The organism is Erythrobacter tepidarius (assembly GCF_002155695.1).
Classification (GTDB): domain Bacteria; phylum Pseudomonadota; class Alphaproteobacteria; order Sphingomonadales; family Sphingomonadaceae; genus Erythrobacter; species Erythrobacter tepidarius.
This window is the reverse complement of sequence record NZ_MUYJ01000007.1, coordinates 27,774-48,654: the sequence shown is the minus strand read 5'-3', so window position 1 is coordinate 48,654 and position 20,881 is coordinate 27,774. Positions and strand designations below refer to the sequence as shown.

21 protein-coding genes are annotated in these 20,881 nt (G+C 65.2%); 9 read left to right on the top strand and 12 right to left on the bottom strand.

Annotated elements, in window-relative coordinates; all coding sequences use genetic code 11:
• Nucleotides 1-8 precede the first annotated feature (8 nt).
• Both BZF61_RS08160 and BZF61_RS08155 read right to left on the bottom strand, forming a co-directional pair.
• Entirely contained in the window at nt 9-362 is a 354-nt protein-coding gene (locus tag BZF61_RS08160; RefSeq protein WP_086618385.1) for a hypothetical protein, read from the bottom strand.
• 57 nt (nt 363-419) lie between these two features.
• Complete coding sequence (locus BZF61_RS08155; RefSeq protein WP_086618384.1) at nt 420-1,604, bottom strand: vWA domain-containing protein; 1,185 nt, start codon at nt 1,602-1,604, stop codon at nt 420-422.
• A 129-nt stretch (nt 1,605-1,733) separates the two neighbouring features.
• Between BZF61_RS08155 and BZF61_RS08150 the strand changes: the two genes are divergently transcribed.
• Nucleotides 1,734-3,134: a methyl-accepting chemotaxis protein gene (locus tag BZF61_RS08150; RefSeq protein WP_086618382.1), complete on the top strand. Its 1,401-nt coding sequence runs from the start codon at nt 1,734-1,736 to the stop codon at nt 3,132-3,134.
• 128 nt (nt 3,135-3,262) lie between these two features.
• Here the strand turns inward: BZF61_RS08150 and BZF61_RS08145 are convergent, their stop codons facing one another.
• From BZF61_RS08145 to BZF61_RS08130, 4 genes are all read right to left on the bottom strand, one after another.
• Nucleotides 3,263-4,123, bottom strand: coding sequence for an AAA family ATPase (locus BZF61_RS08145; RefSeq protein WP_086618381.1), 861 nt, complete (start codon nt 4,121-4,123; stop codon nt 3,263-3,265).
• A gap of 81 nt (nt 4,124-4,204) precedes the next feature.
• The gene (locus BZF61_RS08140) at nt 4,205-5,509 is read right to left on the bottom strand and encodes a serine hydrolase (protein ID WP_158094075.1); all 1,305 of its coding nucleotides are present in this window, start codon (nt 5,507-5,509) and stop codon (nt 4,205-4,207) included.
• A 247-nt stretch (nt 5,510-5,756) separates the two neighbouring features.
• A complete protein-coding gene (gene parE, locus BZF61_RS08135; protein ID WP_086618378.1) occupies nt 5,757-7,745 on the bottom strand; it encodes a DNA topoisomerase IV subunit B in 1,989 nt (662 codons plus the stop codon).
• Nucleotides 7,746-7,829: 84 nt separating this feature from the next.
• On the bottom strand, nt 7,830-9,041 hold the full coding sequence (locus BZF61_RS08130) for a penicillin-binding protein activator (RefSeq protein WP_086618376.1): 1,212 nt from the start codon (nt 9,039-9,041) through the stop codon (nt 7,830-7,832).
• A 41-nt stretch (nt 9,042-9,082) separates the two neighbouring features.
• On the opposite strand from BZF61_RS08130, the gene rsmI reads away from it, so the two are divergent.
• From rsmI to BZF61_RS08110, 4 genes are read left to right on the top strand one after another with little or no spacing between them, the layout of a single operon-like run.
• Complete coding sequence (gene rsmI, locus BZF61_RS08125) at nt 9,083-9,940, top strand: 16S rRNA (cytidine(1402)-2'-O)-methyltransferase (RefSeq protein ID WP_086618375.1); 858 nt, start codon at nt 9,083-9,085, stop codon at nt 9,938-9,940.
• Entirely contained in the window at nt 9,937-10,314 is a 378-nt protein-coding gene (locus BZF61_RS08120) for a YraN family protein (RefSeq protein ID WP_086618373.1), read from the top strand. The genes rsmI and BZF61_RS08120 overlap by 4 nt, the downstream gene beginning before the upstream one ends.
• Nucleotides 10,315-10,333: 19 nt before the next feature.
• On the top strand, nt 10,334-11,311 hold the full coding sequence (gshB, locus tag BZF61_RS08115; protein WP_086618372.1) for a glutathione synthase: 978 nt from the start codon (nt 10,334-10,336) through the stop codon (nt 11,309-11,311).
• 12 nt (nt 11,312-11,323) lie between these two features.
• On the top strand, nt 11,324-11,941 hold the full coding sequence (locus BZF61_RS08110) for a DedA family protein (protein WP_086618370.1): 618 nt from the start codon (nt 11,324-11,326) through the stop codon (nt 11,939-11,941).
• Between the two features lie 8 nt (nt 11,942-11,949).
• Here BZF61_RS08110 and BZF61_RS08105 read toward each other — a convergent pair whose 3' ends face one another.
• A complete protein-coding gene (locus BZF61_RS08105; RefSeq protein ID WP_086618368.1) occupies nt 11,950-12,840 on the bottom strand; it encodes a tyrosine recombinase XerC in 891 nt (296 codons plus the stop codon).
• The gene (hemW, locus tag BZF61_RS08100) at nt 12,837-13,988 is read right to left on the bottom strand and encodes a radical SAM family heme chaperone HemW (protein ID WP_211276742.1); all 1,152 of its coding nucleotides are present in this window, start codon (nt 13,986-13,988) and stop codon (nt 12,837-12,839) included. Before hemW ends, BZF61_RS08105 begins: the two co-directional genes overlap by 4 nt.
• 69 nt (nt 13,989-14,057) lie before the next feature.
• Between hemW and BZF61_RS08095 the strand changes: the two genes are divergently transcribed.
• Entirely contained in the window at nt 14,058-14,600 is a 543-nt protein-coding gene (locus BZF61_RS08095; protein WP_086618365.1) for a CAP domain-containing protein, read from the top strand.
• A gap of 6 nt (nt 14,601-14,606) precedes the next feature.
• Here BZF61_RS08095 and rdgB read toward each other — a convergent pair whose 3' ends face one another.
• Nucleotides 14,607-15,233, bottom strand: a complete 627-nt coding sequence (gene rdgB, locus BZF61_RS08090; RefSeq protein WP_086618363.1) for an RdgB/HAM1 family non-canonical purine NTP pyrophosphatase — start codon at nt 15,231-15,233, stop codon at nt 14,607-14,609.
• A complete protein-coding gene (rph, locus tag BZF61_RS08085) occupies nt 15,230-15,943 on the bottom strand; it encodes a ribonuclease PH (protein WP_086618362.1) in 714 nt (237 codons plus the stop codon). Before rph ends, rdgB begins: the two co-directional genes overlap by 4 nt.
• 80 nt (nt 15,944-16,023) lie before the next feature.
• Here rph and hrcA point away from each other — a divergent pair, with 80 nt between their 5' ends.
• Both hrcA and grpE read left to right on the top strand, forming a co-directional pair.
• Nucleotides 16,024-17,067, top strand: coding sequence for a heat-inducible transcriptional repressor HrcA (gene hrcA, locus BZF61_RS08080; RefSeq protein ID WP_086618360.1), 1,044 nt, complete (start codon nt 16,024-16,026; stop codon nt 17,065-17,067).
• Between the two features lie 16 nt (nt 17,068-17,083).
• Nucleotides 17,084-17,662 (top strand): nucleotide exchange factor GrpE, encoded by a 579-nt coding sequence (gene grpE / locus BZF61_RS08075; protein ID WP_086618359.1) that lies wholly within the window; start codon nt 17,084-17,086, stop codon nt 17,660-17,662.
• On the opposite strand, the gene BZF61_RS08070 is transcribed toward grpE, so the two are convergent.
• Together BZF61_RS08070 and BZF61_RS08065 are read right to left on the bottom strand one after the other, a co-directional pair.
• Nucleotides 17,659-18,156, bottom strand: coding sequence for a vgr related protein (locus tag BZF61_RS08070; protein ID WP_245804551.1), 498 nt, complete (start codon nt 18,154-18,156; stop codon nt 17,659-17,661). The two genes, grpE and BZF61_RS08070, sit on opposite strands and share 4 nt — an antisense overlap.
• Nucleotides 18,157-18,188: 32 nt before the next feature.
• Entirely contained in the window at nt 18,189-18,701 is a 513-nt protein-coding gene (locus BZF61_RS08065) for a copper chaperone PCu(A)C (protein WP_245804550.1), read from the bottom strand.
• Nucleotides 18,702-18,872: 171 nt separating this feature from the next.
• Between BZF61_RS08065 and dnaK the strand changes: the two genes are divergently transcribed.
• Complete coding sequence (gene dnaK, locus BZF61_RS08060) at nt 18,873-20,795, top strand: molecular chaperone DnaK (RefSeq protein ID WP_086618357.1); 1,923 nt, start codon at nt 18,873-18,875, stop codon at nt 20,793-20,795.
• Nucleotides 20,796-20,881 lie beyond the last annotated feature (86 nt).

The following is a 20,881-nucleotide window of genomic DNA, read 5'->3' as shown; positions in this document are numbered from 1 at the left end:
GTGCGCAGCTACTTGCCGCGTTCGGGCAGCGGCGCCCCTGGCAAGGAGCAGGGCCGAACTCGCGGTTGTCGCGGATCATTGGGGACGTATTTTACCATCACCATAGAGCATCCGTCGATGCGCCGCTCCACGGCATAGATCATCTGGCCATCGCCCGGCGTTGCCGGCTCGCGTTCGAAGCGCGGCCGGGTCGAAGGCTCTACATCGGTCTGCACGAGGCGATCGTGGCACCATTTGCCCGACGCTTTGAGCGGCGCGATGATGCGCATGGCGGCGTCGGGCTGGGCAGGCGAGGGCGAAGGCGGCGCATCAGCGGCACCCAGCAGGGCCACCGCGGCAAGCAACAGGATGATCGGTTGCATGACGTCTCCTCGGAGACGTAAGATTACCACGAAACCGAGCGATTTTGAGCCCTCGGCTCAGGCCCCGTGCTTGCGCGAAAGCTCCCGCATGGCGTCATCCAACCCCTCGAGCGTCAGCGGATACATCCGGTCGCCCATTAGCTGCTTGATGATCTTGGTAGACTGCGAATAGCCCCATTGCTTCTCGGGCACCGGGTTGAGCCACACGGTCGCGGGATAGGTGTTGGTGACGCGCTGGAGCCACACCGCGCCCGCTTCCTCGTTCATGTGCTCGACGCTGCCGCCCGGATGGGTGATCTCGTAGGGGCTCATTGCCGCGTCGCCTACGAAGACGATCTTGTAGTCGTGGCCGTATTTGTGGAGCACGTCCCAAGTCTTGGTGCGTTCCTGCCAGCGACGCTTGTTGTCCTTCCACACGCCTTCGTAGAGGCAGTTGTGGAAGTAGAAGAATTCGAGGTTCTTGAACTCGGCCGTGGCGGCGCTGAACAGCTCCTCGACTAGCTTGATGAAGGGGTCCATCGAGCCGCCGACGTCGAGGAACAGCAGCAGCTTGACGGCATTGCGCCGTTCGGGCCGCATCTTGATGTCGAGCCAGCCCTGCTTGGCGGTGCCTTCGATGGTGGCGGGAATGTCGAGCTCGTCGGCCGCGCCCTCGCGGGCGAAGCGGCGCAGGCGGCGCAGCGCCATCTTGATGTTGCGGGTGCCCAGTTCCCTGGTGTTGTCGAGGTTCTTGAACTCGCGCCGTTCCCAGACCTTGATCGCCCTGCCGTGGCGGGACTCGCCGCCGATGCGCACCCCTTCAGGGTTGTATCCCGAATTGCCGAACGGGCTCGTGCCGCCGGTGCCGATCCACTTGTTGCCGCCCTGGTGACGCTTTTCCTGTTCCGCGAGCCGCTGCTTGAGCGTCTCCATGATCGCGTCCCAGTCGCCCAGCGACTTGATCTTCTCCATCTCTTCGGGGGTGAGAAACTTCTCGGCGACAGCCTTGAGCCACTCCTCTGGAATGTTCACCGGGTTCTGGCCATAATCGGTCATGATCCCCCTGAACACCTTCTGAAAGACCTGGTCGAAACGGTCGAGCAGGCCTTCATCCTTCACGAAAGTCGCGCGCGACAGGTAGTAGAAAGCCTCGGGCGTCTGCTCGATCACGTCCTTGTCGAGCGCCTCCAGCAAAGTGAGGTGTTCCTTGAAAGACGCGCCGATCCCGGCAGCCCGCAATTCGTCGACGAAGTTGAAGAACATGAAGGCTGCTTAACCTGCACGGACGTGCCTGACCAGTCCCCATTCTTGTGGGACGTGGGCACGGGTCTTAACCCTTCACTAACCATCCCGGCGCTAAACCGGCGGTGCACCAAGGGGCGGCTTATCATCATGCAACAGATCGCAATCGACACCGTCAATGCCCGCGCGCTGACGATGATCCCGGAAAGCTGCGGCGCAGTGACGGTGGGTTGCAGCGATGTCGCCGGCGTGGTCGAAGCGGTGATCGCTTCTTCCAAGATCCTGCGTTCCGAGCACGAGGCGCTGGCCGAAACCGTCCGCGCGCTTGAGGCCGACCAGACAAAGGTTGCCGAAGCGAGCGACGAGGCGCGTCTTCTGTCCGAACGCGCGATTGACCGGCTGGCTGAGGGCACTGCGCTGATCGAGTCATCGCTCGCGCAGATTGGCGGCCTCATCGAACTGGTCGAGGCGCTCGGCCAGCACGTAACCAGCTTCTCTGCCGCAATGGAGCAGGTGCGCCGCTCCGCGCAAGACATAGACAACATTGCCGAGACGACCAACATCCTCGCGCTCAATGCCACGATCGAGGCGATGCGTGCGGGGGACGCGGGCCGCACCTTCGCGGTGGTCGCAAGCGAGGTGAAGAGCCTGGCCAACGACACCCGCAAGGCGACCGAGGAAATCGCCCAGACGATCGACGCATTGGGCGGCGAGGCGGAAATGGTGATCGGCCGGATCGAAGCCGGTGCGCGAGCGAGCGGCGAGGCCAAGGCCTCGGTCGCGCGGATCGAGGCCACCATGGCGAGCGTCGGCGCTCTCGTCGAGGAAGTCGACAAGCAGAACGACGTCATCGCTCGCTCCACCGGCACGATCTCCGGCCATGTCGACAAGGTGCAGCGCGTGCTCAGCAGCTTCGATGCCGCCGCGCGCAGCAACGAAGACCGGCTCCACGGTGCGCATCGCAAGATGGAGGAGCTGGAGTTCACCGCCTCCGAAATGTTCGACCGGATCGTCCAAGCCGGGCTCAGCCCCGAAGACAGTGTGATGGTGGAACAGGCACAGGCGATAGCGCGCGAACTGGTGGCGCATACCGAGGCCGCGTTGGCTTGCGGCGCGATCACCATGGCAGCGCTGTTCGATACGGACTACGTGCCCGTCCCCGGCACCAACCCGCAGCTGTTCCGCACGCGCCTGACCGACTGGGCCGACGCCGAGTGGCGGCCTTTCCTCGACCGCGCCAAGGCGAGCGACCCGCGCGTGCTGGCCGCAGCCTGCACCGACATGAACGGCTTTCTTCCCACCCACCTGACCGAGCGCAGTCGCACCCCTACCGGCGATGTCAATCATGACACCCAGTTCTGCCGCAATGGCCGGATCATGCTGGAGGCGATCGACCGCAAGGCCAAGGCATCGGCTGCGCCCTACATGATGGCGGTCTATCGTCAGGAGGGCGACGGCAATTCCTATGTGGTGGTACGCAACGTCTATGTCCCGCTGGTGATCGGTGGGCGGCGCTGGGGCGATTTCGAGCTTGCCTACAGCTTCGACTGAGACAGCCGGGCGGCCCTGCGGTGTTTCACGTGGAACACCGCAAGACCCGCCATTGATCATACAATCATCGCACAATGAGGCGGCAATGACCGCACCGCGCCCGTGGCGGGGCCTGCGCGAAGCCGCCCTCAGCTCGGGTTGCGCCGGGCCATGAAGGCAAGGCGTTCGAACAGCATGATGTCCTGCTCGTTCTTGAGCAGCGCGCCGTGGAGCGGCGGGATCGCGCTCGCCGGGTTCTTGTCTTGCAGCACTTCGAGCGGCATGTCCTCGTTGAGCAGCAGCTTGAGCCAGTCCAGCAATTCGCTGGTGGAGGGCTTCTTCTTCAGGCCCGGCACTTCGCGCAGGTCATAAAAGATATCCATCGCCTTCTTCACCAGCGTCTTCTGGATGCCGGGGAAGTGGACATCGATGATTTTCTGCATCGTCTCGCGGTCGGGGAACTTGATGTAGTGGAAGAAGCAGCGGCGCAGGAAGGCGTCGGGCAGTTCTTTCTCGTTGTTCGAGGTGATGACCACGATCGGGCGCTCCTTGGCCTCGATCCGCTCCTGCGTCTCATAGACGTCGAAGCTCATCCGGTCGAGTTCCTGAAGCAGGTCGTTCGGGAACTCGATATCGGCCTTGTCGATCTCGTCGATCAGCAGCACGGGAAGCTTGGGCGAGGTGAAGGCCTCCCACAGCTTGCCCTTCTTGATGTAGTTGCGAATGTCATGAACCCGCTCGTCACCGAGCTGGCCGTCGCGCAGCCGCGCCACGGCGTCGTATTCGTAAAGCCCCTGCTGCGCCTTGGTGGTCGACTTGATGTTCCATTCGATCAGCGGGGCGTCCAGCGCCTTGGCGATCTCATGCGCCAGCACGGTCTTGCCGGTGCCCGGCTCCCCCTTGACGAGGAGCGGGCGGCGCAGTGTCACGGCGGCATTGACCGCGACCTTCAGATCTTCGGTCGCGATATAGGACTTGGTGCCTTCAAAACGCTGCGGCTGATCGGTCATGAGTTTTCCTGTGAGACTGAATTTCGCTGCCAGCGATAGGGGCGCGCTTGACGCGGCGCAAGGGGGAAGCAGGCTGGCAAATCAGCGAGGCAGCAACAGGATGCGCTGGGCTATCCCTTCCAGCTTGCCTTGGTCGAGCGCAGCCGCCGGGTTGTTCCATCCGAGCGTCAGCACCCAGTCGCGCCCGGCCTTGTCGGTGAGCAGCCAGGTGAGGTTCATCACCCCCGGCTCGCTTCCCCCCTTGAAACCGATATAGCGCCATGCGTCCGTGATTGCGGGCGTGGCCGAGGGGTTGATCGCCATGATCGCGAATGCCTCGGGATCGGCGGTCATGCGCATATGGGCGAACAGCTTCGCCAGATCGGCGGGCGAGGCGAACCATTCGATGTCGATCGCCTTGGGGCCTTGCGCAAAGGCGGCATTGACCTCGTCGAGCGAGGGGTTGTCGCTCGACAGCAAAGCTTCGAGTGCTCCGTTTTCGGTGGACGGCCCTTTGCGCCAATCATCGAGCGCCTTGCGGTCCCAGGTCTTGAGCACGAACAGTTCGCGCGTGGTGAGGAAGGGATCGTTTGCGCCCGGATTGGCGTGGCCGCTGTCCTTCATCAGCTTGAGAATGCGCTCGCGGCCCAGCACCGTGATCAGCTGGTCGGTGGCGGTGTTGTCGCTGATCGAGATCATCAGGCTCGCCAGCGTGTGCAGCGTTACCGGCGCGCCCTTGGGCCAGTCCTGCAAGCGCCCGCTGGGATAGCTTTTCTCGCTGAGCAGCACGACATCAGACCAATTGCGCCGCTTGGCCTTCACGTCTTCGGCCAGGGTAGCGAGCACGTAGAGCTTGAAGGTCGATCCTAACGCGAGCGGCTTGTCTGCGTCGATGCTGATCACCGGCGCGCCCCCATCCAGCGGGGCGAACCATGCGTTGACGGTGCCGGGCAGGGCGGCCAGATCGGCGGCGATCCTTTCATGCGTGTCGCCCGCAACCGCGAGCGAATCGACCGAGGTGAACAGCAGTTCGCTCACGCGGCCCTCCTCGGCAGGGTCGATGGCGATGCTGCCCTTGGCCAGCCCGCGTTCGAAGCGGATATGGAGCACCGCACGAGTGCCGTCACGCGGGCTGAGGAGATCGACCGCCACCGCCGCGCCGAACTGCGCGACAAGGCTCGCGGAAAGCGCCTTGATCTGGGCGGCGGGGATCGCGGCCTGGAATTCGCGGCTGAATACATCTTCGGGCGCCGCCTCGCCATTGAGCAGCATGATGACCTGGAGGCTGCGCTCCTCCAGCGGGGTCGGCGCGTCAGCGAGCGCGGGGACGGGGTCCTGCGCGGCGAGCGGGACGCCGGCAACGATGCCCGCCACCAGCGCGATGCCAAGAAAAAGACGGCGGATCATCGGCATTGCTCCTTTTGTCTGAGCTGAAGTCTAGGATTTTTGGCCGTCCGGTGCCAGCGCCTTGAGCCGCGCCTTGTCGGCGTTACGCTCGACCGAAAGGGCAAGGCGCGCAAGAGCGGGCGCGAATTGCGCGCCTGCCTGGCGTCAGACATGTTCGGTTGCGCCGGTCATGCCCCTTTAGTCGCTGCCGGCGCGGGGTTCTTACAGCGCGGGCGCGATTCTCTCGCCGCGCGCCTGCGAGCGCCGCTCAGGCATCGATCAGATCGCGGTCGACATCGCCGGCGTGGTTCTGGATGAAGTTGAAACGGTGTTCGGGGTTGCGTCCCATCAGCTCGTCCACCAGCCGCGCAACGCTGGCGCGCTGTTCATATTCGGCCGGCAAGGTGATACGGATCAGGCTGCGGGTTTCGGGCGCCATGGTGGTTTCGCGCAATTGCTGCGGGTTCATCTCGCCCAGGCCCTTGAAGCGTGCGACTTCGACCTTTTTGCCCTTGAACACGGTGGCTTCCAGCTCCGCCCGGTGGGCATCATCGCGGGCGTAGCGGCTCTCCTTGCCCGCAGTCAGCCGGTAAAGTGGGGGCTGGGCGAGGAACAGGTGGCCGCGCCGCACGATCTCGGGCATTTCCTGGAAGAAGAAGGTCATCAGCAGCGTGGCGATATGCGCCCCGTCGACGTCGGCGTCGGTCATGATGATGATGCGGTCGTAACGCAGATTATCGGCATTGCAGTCCTTGCGCGTGCCGCAGCCCAGCGCGAGCACGAGATCGGCAATCTCGCTGTTGGCGCGGATCTTGTCGTTGGTGGCGCTGGCAACGTTGAGGATCTTGCCGCGGATCGGGAGGATGGCCTGGCTCTTGCGATCACGCGCCTGCTTGGCGCTGCCACCGGCGCTGTCGCCCTCGACGATGAACAGTTCGGTTTCGCGCCCGCCTTCGCCGCTGCAATCGGTGAGCTTGCCCGGCAGGCGCAGCTTCTTGGCGTTGGTGGCGCTCTTGCGCTTGATCTCGCGCTCGGCCTTGCGCCTGAGGCGCTCGTCCATGCGCTCCATCACTTCGCCCAGCAGTGCGCGCCCGCGCTCCATATTATCGGCGAGGAAGTGGTCGAAATGGTCGCGCACCGCATTCTCGACGAGCCGCGCGGCTTCGGGCGAGGTGAGGCGATCCTTGGTCTGCGACTGGAACTGCGGATCGCGGATGAAGACCGAGAGCATAACCTCCGCGCCGGTCATCACGTCGTCGGCGGTGATGTCCTTGGCCTTCTTCGCGCCGACCAGTTCGCCGAAGGCACGCAGGCCGCGGGTCAGCGCCATGCGCAACCCCTGTTCGTGCGTGCCGCCATCGGGCGTGGGGACGGTGTTGCAATACCAGCTGGTCGCCCCGTCGGAATAGAGCGGCCAGGCGATCGCCCATTCGACCCGGCCCTGTTCGTCAGGGAAATCCTGTCGCCCGGTGAAGGGCTGGGCCGTCACGCATTCGCGGCTGCCCACCTGTTCGGCAAGATGATCGGCAAGGCCGCCGGGGAACCGGAAGGTTGCCTCGGCCGGCACATCCTCGCTGGCGAGACTGGCCGCGCATTTCCAGCGGATCTCGACCCCGGCGAAGAGATAGGCCTTGGAGCGGGCGAGCTTGAACAGGCGCTTGGGGTTGAACTGCCGATCTCCGAAGATTTCGGTGTCAGGGGTGAAAATGACGGTGGTGCCGCGCCGGTTGGGCGCCGCGCCGAGAATCTGCAGCGGGCCTTGGGCGAGTCCGCGCGCGAATTCCTGTGCGTAGAGCTGCCTGTCACGCGCCACTTCGACGCGGGTGTGCGAGGACAGGGCATTGACCACGCTGACCCCGACACCGTGCAGGCCACCGCTGGTGGCATAGGCCTTGCCAGAGAACTTGCCGCCCGAATGGAGTGTCGAAAGGATCACCTCGAGCGTTGACTTTCCGGGGAACTTGGGGTGCTCGTCAACCGGAATGCCGCGCCCGTTGTCAGCGATCGAGAGGCGGTTGCCTTCCTCAAGCCGCATCTCGATCCGGGTTGCATGGCCGGCCACCGCCTCGTCCATGGCATTGTCGAGCACTTCGGCGGCGAGGTGGTGAAGCGCGCGGTCGTCGGTTCCGCCGATATACATGCCTGGCCGGCGGCGCACCGGCTCCAGCCCTTCGAGCACCTCGATGGCGCTGGCGTTGTAATCGCCGCTCGATGCAGGGGTATTGGCGAAGAGATCGTCAGGCGTGATTTCGGACATGGCCCGGATATAGGCCGGCCCGCTGGCCGGTCACAAGCGGGGCAGGAGGGTTTTGCGCAAGCCTGCCTGCGACCGCATCGCCTGCTATTGCTTGCCGAAGCTGGTAGGTGGCGGATCGACCACCGTCACTTCGCCCCGGCGCACTTCGCGCACTTCGAGCGCACGCTCGACAATTCCGTTGCGGGCGAAGCGGAACGGGCCATCCACCCCCAGGAAGCCGCCACGGTCGTAAAGTTCGCCCTTGGGAAAGGGCGTGCCAACCCTCCAATCGCGCGCGATCCGCAAGGTCAGCAGCACGGCATCATAACCGAGTGTTGCGATCCGGTAGGGCTTGCTGCCGAAGCGAGCTTCGTAGCTTTCGGCAAAGCGCCGGTAGCGCTGGTCAGAGACGGCGGAGAAGATTGCGCCTTCCATTGAAGCAGCGCGGGCGATCACGGTCTCCCCGCTCCACAATTCGGTGCCGATGATGCGGGTGCGCGGGCCGGAACCGCGCTGCAATTCGTCTGCGGCCTCGATCCCCAGCCGGGCGGAATCCGCAATCAGCACCGCGTCATAACCTCCCGCGGCGCGCAGGCGTTGGGCGGCGCTGAGGATCGAGGTGTTACCGCGGGCATAGCTTTCCTTGCGCGCCAGCACGCCGCCGAAATCGCGCAGGGCATTGCTGAGCGCCGAGGCCGCGCGGGTGCCGTAGTCACCCTCGGGCAGCAGCGCGGCAAATCGGTTCGTGCCGCGCGCGCGAGCAAATGCGACCGAGCGGCGGATCGCCTGTTCGGGATTGTGGCCCATCACGAAAACATCGGCCGAGGCGACGCTGGTATCGTTGGAAAAGGCGATCACCGGCACCCCCGCGGCCCGGGCGACGGAATGCACTTGGGGCACGGCGTCGGCCATAAGCGGGCCGAGGATCAGCTTGTTGCCATCGGCGATCGCCTGCCGCGCGGCCGCGGCAATCCCGGCCGTTGTGTCATAGGTGGTGATGCGCAGATTGTCGGCATTGGTATCGAGCAGCGCCATGGTGGTGGCATTGGCAATCGCTTGACCGACCGCGCCGGTCTCGCCGCTCAAAGGCACCAAGAGCGCGATGCGATGCCGGCCGCTGTCGGTCGGCAGCGCGGTGGCCGATGGTTCGGGGGCAGGCGGGGCTGGCGTGGTGGTTGCGGGCGCGTTGCTCTTGGGCACGACCGCGCAGGCCGCCGTCAGCAGTGCCGCCCCGGTCATCACGACGATGCGCCGGTTCAGCAGCCCCGCGAAAGTCGCAAGCCATCCTGCCCAATTCGGCACTTTGCTGTGGTTCATCCTTGCCGACCCCTCGCTGGTGCTTCAATGCTGCGCCCGTCATGACGAGCACGCGTCCATTCATCCCTGCCGGGACTCCCTTGCCCGGGCTGTATATCGTGGCGACCCCGATTGGCAATCTTGGCGACATCACCCTGCGCGCGATCGCGGTGCTGCAAGGCGCCACGCTCGTGGCCTGCGAAGACACGCGGGTGACAGGCAAGCTGTTGAAGCATCTGGGGATAAAGGCACGGCTTCAGCGGCTCGATGATCATGCCTCGCCCGAAGTCCGCGCGCGGATCATCGACGCGGCGAGGCAGGCACCGGTCGCGCTGGTGAGCGACGCGGGCACCCCGCTGATCTCCGATCCCGGCTATCGTCTGGTGCGCGAGGCGCGTGCGGCAGGGGTGACGGTCACCAGCATTCCCGGCCCCTGCGCCGCGGTCTCGGCGCTGGCGATGGCGGGCCTGCCGTCCGATCGCTTCCTGTTTGCCGGCTTCCTGCCGGTCAAGGACAAGGCGCGCACCGAGACGCTCGAGGCGCTCGCGCCAGTCGCGGCGACGCTGGTGTTCTATGAAGCCGCGCCCCGGCTCGAAAGGTCGCTGCGCGCGATCGCGGAGCTTTGGCCGACACGCGAGGTGGCGGTCGCACGCGAGCTTACCAAGCTGCACGAGGAATGCCGCACCGGCACTGCGGCGAGCCTTGAAGAACACTACGCGGCGCATCCGCCCAAGGGTGAGATCGTGCTGCTGATCGGCCCGCCCGGTGCAGACGAAGCGCCGGTGCAGGACGCCGATGCATTGCTGCGCGAAGCACTGGCCGAAGGCGGCCCGGGCAAGGCGGCGGGGATCGTCGCCAAGGCCACCGGGATTGACCGCGCTAAGCTCTACGCCCGCGCGCTGGAACTGAAAGGGGCATGAGCGTGCCGCGCACCTCCGAGCAGCGCCAGGAGGCCGAGCGGCGTGGCCGGACGGGCGAGGCCGAGGCGGCGATGTGGCTCGCGCAGCAGGGCTGGCGGATCATCGCCGAAAGGGTCAAGACCAAGGCGGGCGAGATCGACCTCATTGCCAAACGCCCTGGTCTGATCGCCTTCGTCGAGGTCAAATGGCGCGCTCGCGCGGCCAGCCTTGCCGATGCCATCGACGAACGGCGGCTTTCCCGGGTGGCCGCCGCGGTCGAGCTGCTGTGGCAGGACTATGCGACAGGCGGCGAGGATATCCGGATCGACGTCATCCTGCTTGCGCCGGGCTGCAAGCCGACCCACATCGAAAATGCCTGGATGCCTTTCGGCTGACCCTTTCGGAGCCCAATCAATGACCTTGCGCATTGCCGTCCAGATGGACCCCATCGACCGTATCAACATCGCCGGCGACAGCTCCTTCGCGCTGATGCTGGCGGCGCAGGCACGCGGCTACACCCTTTATGAATATCACGTCGAAAGCCTGACGCTCGATGAGGATGATCGTCTTTTCGCCCATGCCTTCCCGGTGACGGTACGGCGCATTGAGGGCGATCACTTCACCCGCGGTGAACGGGTGCGGCTCGATCTCGGGGCCGATGTCGATGTGGTGCTGATGCGGCAGGACCCGCCGTTCCACATGGGCTACATCACCGCAACGCACCTGCTGGAACGGATCGCGCCGCACACGCTGGTGGTCAACGATCCGGCCAATGTCCGCAATTCCCCCGAAAAGGTGATGGTGCTGAACTATCGCCGCTTCATGCCGCCGACGCTGGTAACGCGCTCGGTCGAGGAAGTGCGTCGCTTCATGGCAAAGCACGGCGCGATCGTGGTCAAGCCGATCCACGGCAACGGCGGCAAGGCGATTTTCCGCGTGCCGGAGAACGGCGAGAACCTCACCGCACTGTTCGAAGTGTTCAACCAGACCTGGCCCGAGCCGCACATGGTCCAGCCTTTCCTTCCCGAGGTGGCCAAGGGCGACAAGCGCATCGTGCTGGTCGATGGCGAGGTGGCCGGTGCGATCAATCGCATTCCGGGCGAGGGCGAGTTCCGTTCCAACCTCGCGATGGGCGGTTCGGCCCAGCCGACCGAGTTGACCGCGCGCGAACGGGAAATCTGCGACGCGCTTGGGCCGGACCTCAGGCGCCTCGGCCTCACCTTCGTCGGCATCGACGTGATCGGCGGGCAGTGGCTGACCGAGATCAACGTCACCTCGCCCACCGGCATCGTCGCGATTGACCGCTTCAACAGCACTGATACGGCGGGGATGATCTGGGATGCGATCGAGCGCCGTCTGGCCGAGCGCCGCGCGGCTGCAACGCACAAGTGACGGAAAGGCCCGATGACCGAACTCCTGCTCACCCTGCTCGACAAGGGCGGCTACTTCGGCATTTTCGTGCTGATGATCCTGGAAAACGTGTTTCCCCCGGTGCCCTCCGAGGTGATCCTCGGCGCGGCGGGGGTGCTTGTCGCGCAGGGCAAGATGAACGGGATCGCGCTCTGGCTGATCGCCACGGCGGGCACGCTGGTCGGCAACCTGTTCTGGTACTGGCTGGGCAGTCGCTGGAGCGAGGAGACGCTCAAGAAGGTGATCGACCGCTGGGGCCGGATTCTGACCTTCGAGTGGGACGAGTTCACCAAGGCGCGCGACATCTTCCGCAAATATGGCGACTGGATCGTATTCCTGCTGCGCTTCTCGCCGTTGCTGCGCACCATCGTCTCGCTGCCGGCCGGACTTGCGCGGATGAGCGTGTGGCGCTTCAGCCTGTTCACCTTTCTTGGCTCGCTGATCTGGAACGGGCTGCTGATCCTCGGCGGGCAGGCGCTTGCGGGGTTGATCGCGCGTTACGAGAGGCTTGCAGGCTATGTCATCATCGCGCTCGTGCTCGCAGGCGTGGCAATCTACATCTACCGCTTCGTCACGTGGAAGCCGGTTGCCGCCTTCGAGGATAAGGAATAGCGCGCGGCCTAACCGCGCGGGTGGGCCTTGCGGTAGTTCTCCAACAGGCTTGCCGCATCGACGCGGGTGTAGATCTGGGTTGAACCCAAGGAAGCGTGGCCGAGCAGTTCCTGCAGGCTTCTGAGGTCAGCCCCCGCGCTCAGCAGATGGGTGGCGAAGGAATGCCTGAGGGCGTGAGGTGTCGCGGTGTCGGGCAGGTCGAGCGCGCGGCGGGCCTGCGCCATCGCCTTTTGCACCATGCCCTGCGCCAGCGGCCCGCCCTTTGCTCCGCGGAACAGCGGCTCGGCGGGTGTCAGCGGCCAGGGGCACAGGCGCGCATAGTCGGCCACGGCAGCGCGGGTAATCGGCAGCACCGGTACGATGCGCTGCTTGCCGCCCTTGCCGGCCACCTGCAACACTTCGCCTAGCTCCGCTTCACGACCCGTGAGCGAGAGCGCCTCGGCGATCCGCAGGCCCGAGCCGTACATCAGCAGCAGCACCGCCCGATCGCGCGCGCCGATCCAGTCCTCGCGGGCAAGTTCGCTCGCCAGTTCGGTGAGGTTGACCGCCTCGTCCGGAGTGACGGGGCGGGGCAGGCCCTTCTTCAAGCGCGGACCGCGCAGGCGAGGGGCGGCAGGATCGGGATCACCCGCCTGCGCGCGCGCAAAGGCGATGAAGGCCTTGAGCGCCGAAAGTTCGCGCGCGGCACTGGCGTTGCCCAATCCTTCAGCGCGGCGCGCAGCAAGATGGCCGCGCAGATGATGGGCCTCGTTGCGAGCGACGGACTGCCAGTCGGCCAACCCGTTTGCCGCGACCAGCCTTTGCGCGGCGGCAACATAGGCGCGCACGGTGTGGGGCGAGCGGCGACGGTTGTCGGCGAGATGCGCCTGCCAGCTGGCGATCAGGTCGGCCGCACTCATGCCGCCACCAGCGTATCGGCGACGACTTCGGCGAGCAGCGCATCGAGCAGCCCGCGCCCTTGCGGCGCAACGCCGATCCGCGTGCCCTCGCGCCACATCAGTCCGAGCGCGGCAAGCCGGGCAAGCGCGGCTTCATCCACCAGTCCTTGAACCGGCAGGCCAAAGCGGGCTGAAAGCGGCGCGAGATCAATGCCTTCGGTCAGCCGCAATCCCATCAGCAGTGCCTCGGCGGCCTGATCGGCAGGGGCGAGCAGGCGGGCTTCGGCAATCCCGTGTCCCTGCCGCGCCACGGCGGCGAGGAAATTCTCCGGCTTCCTGTGCCGCACCGTCGCCACGCCGCCGCGCCGGCCATGCGCGCCGGGGCCGATTCCGGCGTAGTCCTGATAGCGCCAATAGGCGAGATTGTGACGGCTCTGCTCGCCCGCGCGGGCGTGGTTGCTCGTTTCGTAGGCAGGCATTCCGGCCGCCTCGGTGAGGCACTGGGTGATGCTGAAAAGTTGGGCAGCCGCGTCGTCATCGAGTGGCACCAGCCGTCCATGCCGGACATCGCTGGCAAAGCGCGTGCCCGGCTCGATGGTGAGCTGATAGAGCGACAAATGCCCGGTGCCGTACCCGAGCGCGCGGGCAAGGCGCCGCTCCCACAGCGCGGGCGTGTGGCCGGGCAGGGCGTAGATCATATCGAAACTGACGCGCGCGAAATGCGCCTGCGCAGTCGCCAGCGCCGCCAGCGCCTCGTCCGCCCCGTGCAGCCGCCCGAGGAAGCGCAGCTCCGCATCGTCCAGCGACTGCACCCCGAGCGACACGCGGTTCACCCCCGCGCCCGCCAATGCCGCGAAGTTCGCTGCCTCGACCGAGGAGGGGTTGGCTTCCAGCGTGATCTCGATCGCGGAATCGAATCCCCATAGTCGCTCGGCCTCGACCAGCAGCGCGGCGACCAGTTCGGGTGGCATCAGCGAGGGCGTGCCGCCGCCAAAAAAGATCGAAGTCAGCGTTTCGCCCGCGGCAAGCGCCGCCTCAGCACGCATATCGGCGATCAGCGCGCGCTCCCACGTGGCGCTATCCACACGCGCGCGCACGTGCGAATTGAAATCGCAATAGGGGCATTTCTTCGCGCAGAAGGGCCAGTGGATGTAGAGCGCGCGTGCCACAGGTGTAATCTTCAGCCTCGCTTAACCGTTGACCGGGATAGTCTGCCTCCGAAAGGAATCTTCCCCCCGGTGAGCATCATCGCCCGTTTTGTCTGCCTTGCCCTGCTTATGGCAGCCGCGCCAGCGCTGCCGCAAGCCTCGGGCGAACAGCCTCCTCATCCGCAAGAGTGGCTCGATGCGCACAACCTCGCACGCGAGGATCTCGGCCTGCCGCGGCTCGCATGGAGCGAGGCTCTGGCGCGCGATGCGGCGGGCTGGGCGCGGCATCTGGCACGCAACGATCTCTACGAACACGCCTCGCCCGATCAGCGGCGCGGGCAGGGCGAGAACCTGTGGCGCGGGCCGAAGGGCCTTTGGTCCGCTTCGCAAAAGGTCGGTTTTTTCCTTGCGGAGAAGCGCCATTTCCGTCCGGGCAACTTCCCCGATGTCTCGCGTACGGGGCGCTGGAGCGATGTGGCGCATTACACCCAGATCATCTGGCCCCAAACCCGCGAGGTCGGCTGTGCGGTGGCGCATTCCGCCAGCGATGAGGTGCTGGTGTGCCGCTATTGGCCAGCGGGCAATGTCTGGGGGCAGCGCATCGACCCGCGCGAGCATGCCTTGCAGCGCTAGGCCTGCCTAGCCGAACTGCTCGGCGACGAGCCTGGCGAAGGCATCGGCGCGGTGGCTGATGGCGTGCTTTTGCTCGGGTGAAATCTCGGCGAAGGTGAGTGTGCTGCCGACGGGGACGAACACCGGATCATAGCCAAAGCCCATCGTTCCGCGCGGCGGCCAGGTCAGCGAACCGTCACAGCGTCCCTCGTAGATCGCATGTTCGCCGTCCGGCCATGCCAGCGCCAGCACGCAGTGGAATGCCGCTGCACGGTCGACGTTTGCGCCTTTCTCCGCCAGCATCCCCTCGACCTTGCCCATTGCCATGTACCAGTCGCGGCCCGGAGGGCCCTCGAACCACTGCCGCTCGGCCCAGTCGGCGGTGTAGACGCCGGGACGACCATCGAGCGCGGCAACGCTGAGACCGCTGTCGTCAGCCAGCGCCGCCAACCCTGAGGCCTCGGCCGCGGCCCGCGCCTTGAGCAGCGCGTTCTGGGCGAAGGTGGTTCCGGTCTCGGCCGGTTCGGGCAGGCCGAGCGATCCGGCCGAGATGCATTTCACCCCATAGGGTTCAAGCAGCGCGGCAATCTCCTTGAGCTTGCCCGGATTATGCGTGGCGATGACCAGCGCGCCCGAGCCAAGACGGCGGGTCATCGCACCGCGTCCGCTTGCGCCGCGAAGATGCGCTCCGCACCGATCCGGGCGAGGCGCAGGAGGCGCAGCAGGCTTTCCTCGTCATAGGTCGCGCCCTCGGCAGTGGCCTGCACCTCGGCGATCTTGCCGCCCGAGAGCAGAACGAAATTGCCATCCGCCTCGGCGTTCGAGTCCTCGTCATAATCGAGATCGAGCACCGGCACGCCCTTGTAGATGCCGCAGGAAATGCCGGCGACCTGGGCCTGGATCGGATCATGCTTGATGTCGCCTGCGGCCATCAGCCTGTTGACTGCCAAGCGCAGCGCGATCCACGCGCCGGAAATCGCAGCGGTGCGGGTGCCGCCATCGGCCTGGATCACGTCGCAATCGAGGGTGATCTGCCGCTCTCCAAGCTTCTGCAAATCCACCACGGCGCGTAAAGAGCGTCCAATAAGCCGCTGTATTTCTTGTGTTCTACCAGATTGTCTGCCCTTGGCCGCTTCGCGCTGCCCGCGGGTATGGGTGGCGCGCGGGAGCATCGAATATTCGCCCGTCACCCAGCCTTCGCCCTTGCCGCGCAGCCACGCCGGCACGCCCTTCTCGACGCTTGCGGTGCACAGCACCTTGGTATCGCCGAAGCCGATCAGGCAGGAGCCTTCCGCGTGTTTGGTGAAACCGGTTTCGATGGTGATGGCGCGCATTTCATCGGGCGCGCGTCCTGAAGGGCGCATGGGGAACTCCGTTTGGGGCAAGACCGGCCATTAGTCGCCCGGCACTTGCCGCGGCAAGCGCAAAGACTAAGATTGCTTCCATGACATCGCTTCCCGTTACCGAACTGTCGGCGCGTGCGCGCGAGATCTTTCGGCGGGTGGTCGAGGAATATATCGAGAGTGGCCAGCCGGTCGGGTCAAAGACACTGGCGGCCGATGGCACGCTTAACCTCTCGCCTGCGTCGATCCGCTCGGTTTTGGCGGACCTTGAGATGGCGGGCCTGCTCGCCGCGCCGCATACCAGCGCGGGGCGGATGCCGACCGATGCCGGCCTCAGGATCTTCGTCGATGGGATCATGCGCGTGTCCGAGCCGACCGCGCAGGAACAGGCGACGATCGAGGCGCGGTTGGCCGAGGCTGGCCCGGTCGAGGCGGCGATCAAGCAGGCCTCGGCGATCCTGTCCGATCTTTCTGGCGCGGCCGGGATGGTGCTGGTCGCACCGCGCGAACAACGCCTTGCGCAGTTCAGCCTCGTCGATCTCGGTCAGGGTCGGGCACTCGCGGTGCTGGTGGGCGAGGATGGCGGGGTGGAAAACCGCGTGCTGACGATCGACGGCGCGCTCAGCCCCGGCGCGCTCGACCGGGCGTCGAACTACATCACCGCCCGGCTTGCCGGTCGCACGCTCGCCGAGGCGGCGCAGGCGGTGCGGGCAGAGATTGCGAGCGGCCAGTCCCAGCTCGACGATGCCTCGCGCGATCTGGTCGAGCGCGGGCTCGCGGTGTGGAGCCAGGATGCTGCCGCGCGCCCCGTTCTGATCGTGCGCGGTGCGGCGAACCTGCTCGATGAGGCGGCGATGGGCGATATCGAGCGGGTGCGGATGCTGCTCGAAGACCTCGAGAACAAGCAGTCGATCGCGCAATTGCTCGATTCGGCGCGCGAGGCCGAGGCGACCAGGATCTTCATCGGCAGCGAGAACCGCCTGTTCGCACTCTCGGGTTCCAGCGTCATCGCTTCGCCCTATCGCAATCGCGAGGGGCGGGTGGTCGGCGTTGTGGGTGTGATTGGCCCTACGCGGTTGAATTACGCGCGGGTTGTCCCCATGGTGGATCTGACCGCCCGTTCGCTGGGCAAGCTCATTGCTTGAATGGAAGCCACAGGACATGATCGACAACGACAAGCCGCAGGATCAAGCGGCTGAAGACCAATTGCAGGATGTGACCGAGGAGTCCCCCGATAATGGCGGGGACGAGAGCAGCGAGGATGCTCTTGGGGAGACACTCGCCGCGCTACAGCGCGATCTCGAAGCGGCCAAGCAGGAGATCCTCTACGCGCAGGCCGAAACGCAGAACGTGCGTCGCCGCCTTGAGCGCGAGAAGGACGAGGCACGCGCCTATGCCGCGACCGGCTTTGCGCGCGACATCCTGAGCGTGGCAGACAACCTCGCCCGCGCGGTGCAGGCGATCCCCGAAAGTCTGCGCACCGATGACAGCCTGAAGGGCCTCGTGACCGGCCTTGAAGCCACCCAGCGCGAGCTGGAAAAGGTGTTCGCCAGCCACGGCATCACCCGCATCGCCGCGATGGGCCTGCCGCTCGATCCCAACCAGCACCAGGCGATGCTCGAAGTGCCGAGCAATGAGGTCGAGCCAGGCACCATCGTGCAGGAATTGCAGTCTGGCTGGATGATCAAGGATCGTCTGTTGCGCGCGGCGATGGTGGCAGTGGCAAAGAAGCCGGACTAACTAGCGAAGGCCAACAATGTTTCGTAACTGGCCAGTGGCGGGGCCCCCGCCACCGGCATGCCGTTGCGCAAGAGAAATGCGTGGCGCACGATTTCGGCCTGTTGCTCGATGCCGTAGCCTTCGAGCCGAAGGCCGGGCTTGAGCGCATAGTGATAGCGGCACCATGGGTGGCGGCGCAGGACAAGGTGCCAGCGTCCGCGCGTCTGGGCTTGCCACACATGCACCATCTCGTGGATGAAGTGGCCCTGCAAGGCGAGCGGGGCAGCGGCGAAGTCGTCGCAGTAATGCGCGGCCAGCGGATGGAAGTGCAGGTGGCCCATGGGGGCCATCGTTACGTCGCGGGGATGCAGCGGGAAGAACTTGCGGCGACGCACCGTCACGCGCGCATAGTCGATCGCCTCTCCAAAGATGCTGCGGGCGAGCGCAATCTCGCCTTGGGTGAGCGGGCGGATGCCGCCGGCCGGGCAAGCCAGCGGCGGCGCGTCCGGGCGCACTGCAGCCAGCTCGTCACCGTTGAGCCGGTCGATCAGCGTTCTTCACCCGCGGCGCGCACTTCGGCATCGAAAACCTGAGTGGTGCCGCCTGACAAGGTGAGCGTGACCTTGACCTTGTCGCCCGGCTTCCAGGTGGCGGGCGGTTCCATCACCATCACATGCAGACCGCCGGGCTTGAATTCGACCTTTGAGCCCTTGGTCAGCGAGACCGGGAGGGCCTCCATCATCTGCACTTTGTTATCCCACTCGCCATATTCGTGCATCATCGTCATGCCGGCGCCCTCGACATCGGCCTTGCGGATGGTGAGACCGCGATCACCTTGATAGTCGAGATCGAAATAGATCGCCGCCGGATTGCCTGCGACTGGGGCAAGCACGAGGCGGGCGTTGCTGATGGTCATGCCGGGCACCTGCCCTGGTGCAGCCTCGATGGCGGGTGCCTCGGCCTCGCCGCCGCAGGCGGCAAGGCCCAGCATCGCCGCTGCCACACCTGCCGCCAACACGCTCTTCCGCAGCTTCAGACCCAATCCGTCAATAATTGTCACGTCGTCTCGCTCCCTCTTGGAATGGCCGAAAACTAGGCGCTTCCAAGTCTTGTGCCAAGCAAAACCGCACCTATATCGCGCTCAACCAAACGAGCCGCCAAAGTGCTTTGCCGCCTTGTGGGAAGCGCGGGGTGCGGTGTCCAACGAACTTCCAGATGGATGGGGTAAAAAATGGGTAAAGTAATCGGTATCGACCTCGGCACCACCAATTCCTGCGTTGCCGTGATGGACGGCGGCAAGCCCAAGGTGATCGAGAATTCGGAAGGCGCGCGCACGACGCCGTCGATCGTCGCCTTCGCCAAGGATGGTGAGCGCCTGATCGGCCAGCCTGCCAAGCGGCAGGCCGTCACCAATCCGGACAACACCCTGTTTGCGATCAAGCGTCTGATTGGTCGCCGGTTCGATGATCCGCTGACCAAGAAGGACATGGAGCTGGTGCCCTACAAGATCGTCAAGGGCAAGAACGGCGACGCTTGGGTCCATGCCGGCGGTCAGGATTACAGCCCCTCGCAGATTTCTGCCTTCATTCTGCAGAAGATGAAGGAGACGGCGGAAAGCTATCTCGGCGAGCCAGTGACGCAGGCGGTGATCACCGTCCCAGCCTATTTCAACGACGCCCAGCGTCAGGCGACCAAGGACGCCGGCCAGATTGCCGGCCTTGAAGTGCTGCGCATCATCAACGAGCCGACCGCGGCGGCGCTCGCCTACGGGTTGGACAAGGAAGACGGCAAGACCATCGCCGTCTATGACCTTGGCGGGGGCACCTTCGACATTTCGATCCTCGAGATCGGCGATGGTGTGTTCGAAGTAAAGTCGACCAACGGCGACACCTTCCTTGGCGGTGAAGATTTCGACAATGCGATCGTCGAATATCTCGCCGATTCCTTCAAGAAGAAGGAAGGTATGGACCTGAGGAGCGACAAGCTCGCGCTCCAGCGGCTCAAGGAAGCCGCCGAAAAGGCCAAGATCGAGCTGTCGAGCGCGGCCACGACCGAAATCAATCTGCCCTTCATCACCGCCCGCATGGAAGGCGGGACCACCACCCCGCTGCACCTCGTGGAAACGATCACCCGCGCCGATCTGGAAAGGATGGTCGACGGCCTCATTCAGCGTACGCTCGAACCGTGCAAGAAGGCGCTGGCCGACGCCGGAATCACCAAGGATCAGGTCGACGAGGTGATCCTTGTTGGCGGTATGACCCGGATGCCCAAGGTGCGCGAAGTCGTCGAAGCCTTCTTCGGGGCCAAGCCGCACACCGGCGTCAATCCGGATGAAGTGGTTGCCATGGGCGCCGCGATTCAGGCGGGCGTGCTGCAGGGCGACGTCAAGGACGTGCTGCTGCTCGATGTGACCCCGCTTTCGCTCGGCATCGAGACGCTGGGCGGCGTGTTCACCCGCATGATCGACCGCAACACCACCATCCCGACCAAGAAGACCCAGGTCTATTCGACCGCCGAAGACAATCAGAACGCGGTGACGATCAAGGTCTATCAGGGCGAGCGCGAGATGGCGGCGGACAACAAGCTGCTCGGCACGTTCGATCTGATCGGGATTCCCCCGGCGCCGCGCGGCGTACCCCAGATCGAGGTGACCTTCGACATCGACGCCAACGGCATCGTCTCGGTCTCGGCCAAGGACAAGGGCACGGGCAAGGAGCAGACGATCAAGATCCAGGCCTCGGGCGGTCTTTCGGATGCCGACATCGAGCAGATGATCAAGGACGCCGAAAGGTTTGCCGAAGAGGACAAGAAGCGCAAGGCCGTCGCGGAAGCGCGCAACCAGGCCGATAGCCTCGTCCATGCGACAGAAAAGCAGCTTGCCGAACACGGTGACAAGATCGACGCTGCCACCAAATCGGCTGTCGAGGCCGCCATCGCGGCGACCAAGACCGCGCTCGAGGGCGACAATGCCGACGATATCAATGCCAAGGCGCAGGCGCTCACCGAGGCGGCGATGAAGATGGGCCAGCAGATCTACGAAAGCCAGCAGGCCGCAGGTCCCGAGGCTGCCGCCGAGACTGCCGGACAGGCGGCCGCCGACGAGGAAGTCGTCGATGCCGAGTTCTCCGAGGTCGACGACGACAAGAAGGTCTAAGGCCCCGATGCCATCCTGAACGTCGCCGATGTGGCCGGTTCCCCTTTCCGACACATCGGCGGCGACCGGCCACGGGGATTAGGTCA